Source organism: Amedibacillus sp. YH-ame10 (assembly GCF_053848885.1).
Genome location: NZ_JBSPFA010000059.1, coordinates 1 through 4,234, shown reverse-complemented (window position 1 = coordinate 4,234; position 4,234 = coordinate 1). Strand labels below are relative to the sequence as shown.

Genomic DNA, 4,234 nt, shown 5'->3' with positions numbered 1-4,234 from the left:
TTTGTTTGTTTATCTGGAATATGATTATGTTCATATCTCATTGAAATCAACGTATTTCCTGTTCAGTTTTCAAAGACCGACTTGTTTTCACTCTCGTTGAGTGCCTGTTAATAATACTATACTAATTGTTCTCTGTCAATAACTTTTTTAATATTTTTACTCAAAATTCGTATATAATTATTTCAATGTATTTAGAGGATATAAAAAGGATATCTCCCGCATCCTATAAGCCCAAGATATCCTTTCACTTTATTATTTATAAAACCTCTGTATCGATTCTTTGTTCTTCCCTTTTACGCATCTTCTGTAACAGTTTTTTAAATTCAACTGTGAACAGAATCACTGTCGTTAAAATAGCCAACGTATCCGCGATTGGTTCTGCCATGAAAACCGCCATCACTTTATCATCTATAAAACGTGGAAGAATATAAATCAAAGGAATCAAAACGATGATTTTGCGAAACATCGCTAAGAAAGCCGAAGTCTTCGCATTCCCTAATGCGATAAATGTCTGTTGGCATGCCAATTGCACACCCATGAGCGCAACCGCAGCCATGTAAATACGCAAAGCCCAAATGGTCAATTCCGCAAGTGCTGAATCATTCGTAAAGATGGATGTAAATATCTGTGGGGCTATCATTATGGAAGCCCATAATATAGTAGAATATGTAAAACAACTCACCAACAGTAGTTTAAACGTCTTTTTCACTCTATCCGCATTATTAGCACCATAGTTATAACTAATAATCGGTTGTGCACCTTGTGTGAATCCCATAAGTGGTAACATCGCAAACTGCATCACACTAGAAAGGATTGTCATCGCCCCTACCGCAAGGTCTCCTCCATAAGATAATAAAGAAGAGTTAAAGCACAGAACCAGAACACTTTCTGTTGCCTGCATAATAAACGGCGCAACCCCCAACGCCATTGCAGGTGCTAAAACATGCCAATCAATTTTAAAGTTGGATACATGCAACTTGATAATAGTTTTCTTACCAGATAAGAAATACACTACCCATGCGCAAGAAACGCCTTGTGAAAGCACAGTTGCTAAAGCCGCTCCTTCCACACCCATATCCAATCCAAAAATCAGGATAGGATCTAGGATAATATTTGTAATGGCACCAATCACAACTGTCATCATACTCACCCTTGAAAATCCTTGTGCCGAAACAAACGCATTCATGCCCAATGTAAGTTGTACAAATATGGTACCTAGCGCATAAATAAACATATACTTTTCTGCATAAGGGAGCGTATTATCGCTCGCCCCAAACATACGCAATAAAGGTGTTTGAAACATTAGCACAATTACAGTAAGGATCACCGCCGTTATGACAAGTGCACTAAAACAATTTCCCAATATCTTTTCTGCACCTTCTTTATTATCTTTTCCAAGCATAATACTTGCCCTAGGTGCTCCTCCCATACTCACCAATGCAGCAAAAGCAGAAATCACCATAATAATTGGAAAACAAACACCAACTCCCGTCAATGCCTTTGCACCAACTTCCGCAATATGACCAATATACATACGGTCTACCATATTGTACAACGCATTTACAACTTGTGATGTAATTGCTGGTATCGCCAGCATCACAAATAATTTTCCAACTCTCTCTTTTCCTAAATCAACTTCATTACCAACCTTCAATTTCATTCCTTTTCCTCCAACATACTTTGCATATTTTTATTGATTTTCATCATTGTTTCTAATAGCACTTGCAGCTCCTCATCCGAAACACCCTTCCTTAAGATTTGCGCAAGCGCGTTCTTTTGTTCTTTGATTTGTTGAACAACACCTTCACTATTATCCTTAAGGAATACATGCTTGATTCTTTTATCGCTCCTATCTTCTTTCACTTCTATCAATTCTCTCTTCATTAGAGATTCCACACTTCTAGCAATTAATCCTTTTGAAATATTCAAACAAAATGCTAACTCTTTTGCTGTATTGATTGTTTGATTATTCGATAGGAAAATTAAAATATCTATTTCACTTGGCGAAAATTCATAAGATGATAAAGATTGAAAACATAGCTTTCCATATACTTTTCGAATCATCGCAAATTGTTGTAACATTGTTTCTACACTACTCTCTCTTGTTTCCATACGCCCTCCACTAGTTCACATGTAAACTAATATACCATATTTCCTAATCTTAGACAAGAATGTCATATCACCTTTTTCTTAAAATCATAAAATAAAAAAAAACAGATTTCCTCACGAATTTCTGTTGTTTTTCACTCTTTATCTATCGTTATAATACCACAAAAACGTCTTTTTTTCAAGAGTTGTAATGCATCCATACAAATGGTATTACTTATATATGAAGAAAGGAAGTACTACATGAACCCACTCATTTTATACCAAAACACCCAACTCGAATTACAAGAAACAAAAAACACCTTAGCCATGCGGGGTATCTCATTATCGAAAGAAGACATCCTATCCCTACAACAAACTATACTTTTCATTTGTAAAAAGCTCCACTGGATTGAAACAGATCGCTCAAAACTAAATCAAATACTCGCTCCATTTCTAACATCTCCCTATATATCCACTAACAATTATTTAGATATCTTAAAAAATCTCATAATTTCATATTATGAAGTGCGCAGTCGTTATCATCGTTTCGTTGAAGATACAATGATTTTAGATGCCATGGAAATGATTTATATAAAACGTGGTGGAACTTTGGATATTCACTATGTTGAAAAAGTCTTACATCAAGTCCAACGTATGAGAGGTACAAAATGAACAAGCAATCCCTTACTACTAACAAGCACACTCCTAAAGGAATCTACAACACAATTCTATATGCATACGAACAAAGCGAAATTTCAAGCAAACGTAAACAAGAACTCATATTGGAATATAGAAGGATACTAAACTCTCTTGTTCTATCCTATACACATGAGTGTAGCACATCATTAAGCGAGGCAAAGTTCACCTATCTTATACGTAGTATTGATTATATTTCACACCACGCTCCTATAAAACCTATTTTCAAACACTTGAACACTCATGCATTACAACAGATATATGATTTAGGTATACTACGTTTACAAGAAGACACAAAGCAAATCGAACACCTTTTATACAACTTACAAAAGGAGTTATATACATTCCAAAACGAACGATATCTCGATGTTGTCTTTCACCAAATTCCAAATTATGTAGCACTTTTAAAAAACAAAGATGCTAAATTTCACTTCCACCACACAAAAGAAGATCTTGACTATCCCCTTTTGGATGGTCTCTCCTTATTCGCAAATATGTATCATAAGCGTGGTAGTGACTTTGTCCTTGAATATACAAAACGTTTATCACTTGAACAAAAATTCTGCACATTGTTTAAAGAAGAAATACCACCCCTCCTACAACAACACGTTCATCTTAGAGGCATAAATCCTCATGATATACACATTAGTTTATTTGAACTAGTTTTAGATCAATGGATGGCAAATATGATTTTATTCCAAGAAGCAAAATTATCATTAACAAAACAAGATTGTATCCGTTTAAAACAGTTATTATCAAATAACACCTTCACTAAACGAATACATGATTTTATGTTACACGCCATAAAATCCATCGACGTTAACTTAGTCCCTTACTTAGCCAAGCATAAAGCACTCATTCAATCAGAGTGGCATAAATTTATATATACTCCCTACAACTTATTCATTTTTGAAACAACAGATGAGGATTCCATCACATTCCACCTAGAACAAAAGAATAGTGATGTATTTGAAATTCATTTAGCAACGTTATCTGACATGCAGAATTTAGAAGATAAATTGTCCTATATAAAAGAAAAGCAAATCGACATATACGATATGTTTGATTTGCTCGACCATGATATTTTTTATGATGCTGAGTATACACATTATTTTAACACTCTTTCCAATATGGAAATTGGAATCTTTTTCAAATTATTGTTAGGTGAAATCACAAATTTGAATCCTACTTCATTTACTACATTACTAAATGATTTTGATCCAGAGAACGAATGGCAAACAAACTTCAAAAACTATTTACACAGTACAGACGAAGAATCAAAAGAAGAAATCTTCATATTTACCTCAAAACTAAAATTGATATAAAAGGTTCTATAACATTTGGTGTTGGTGAAAACTGACACCTTTTTATATTTTTCAAAATAAAAAGACATAAGATGAATTATCCGTTACAATTTAGGCGACTAAACCAATCGAAAGGAGTTCTTCTT

At 34.2% G+C, this 4,234-nt stretch carries 4 protein-coding genes; 2 read left to right on the top strand and 2 right to left on the bottom strand.

Annotation, left to right across the window (positions count from 1 at the left end; translation table 11 throughout):
- Positions 1-256 precede the first annotated feature (256 nt).
- Both ACWG42_RS14815 and ACWG42_RS14810 read right to left on the bottom strand, forming a co-directional pair.
- A complete protein-coding gene (locus ACWG42_RS14815) occupies positions 257-1,660 on the bottom strand; it encodes an MATE family efflux transporter (protein WP_455793336.1) in 1,404 nt (467 codons plus the stop codon).
- On the bottom strand, positions 1,657-2,112 hold the full coding sequence (locus ACWG42_RS14810; RefSeq protein ID WP_455793335.1) for a MarR family winged helix-turn-helix transcriptional regulator: 456 nt from the start codon (positions 2,110-2,112) through the stop codon (positions 1,657-1,659). The genes ACWG42_RS14815 and ACWG42_RS14810 overlap by 4 nt, the downstream gene beginning before the upstream one ends.
- A gap of 237 nt (positions 2,113-2,349) precedes the next feature.
- On the opposite strand from ACWG42_RS14810, the gene ACWG42_RS14805 reads away from it, so the two are divergent.
- A complete protein-coding gene (locus ACWG42_RS14805) occupies positions 2,350-2,760 on the top strand; it encodes a DUF6323 family protein (protein WP_455793334.1) in 411 nt (136 codons plus the stop codon).
- Complete coding sequence (locus ACWG42_RS14800; RefSeq protein WP_455793333.1) at positions 2,757-4,109, top strand: DUF6179 domain-containing protein; 1,353 nt, start codon at positions 2,757-2,759, stop codon at positions 4,107-4,109. The genes ACWG42_RS14805 and ACWG42_RS14800 overlap by 4 nt, the downstream gene beginning before the upstream one ends.
- Positions 4,110-4,234: the final 125 nt, after the last annotated feature.

What these genes read in the sequence shown, in the direction of transcription:
- ACWG42_RS14805 (WP_455793334.1), top strand. Translation starts at nt 2,350, where the DNA reads ATGAACCCACTCATTTTATACCAAAACACCCAACTCGAATTACAAGAA.
- ACWG42_RS14800 (WP_455793333.1), top strand. Translation starts at nt 2,757, where the DNA reads ATGAACAAGCAATCCCTTACTACTAACAAGCACACTCCTAAAGGAATC.
- ACWG42_RS14815 (WP_455793336.1), bottom strand. Translation starts at nt 1,660, where the DNA reads ATGAAATTGAAGGTTGGTAATGAAGTTGATTTAGGAAAAGAGAGAGTT.
- ACWG42_RS14810 (WP_455793335.1), bottom strand. Translation starts at nt 2,112, where the DNA reads ATGGAAACAAGAGAGAGTAGTGTAGAAACAATGTTACAACAATTTGCG.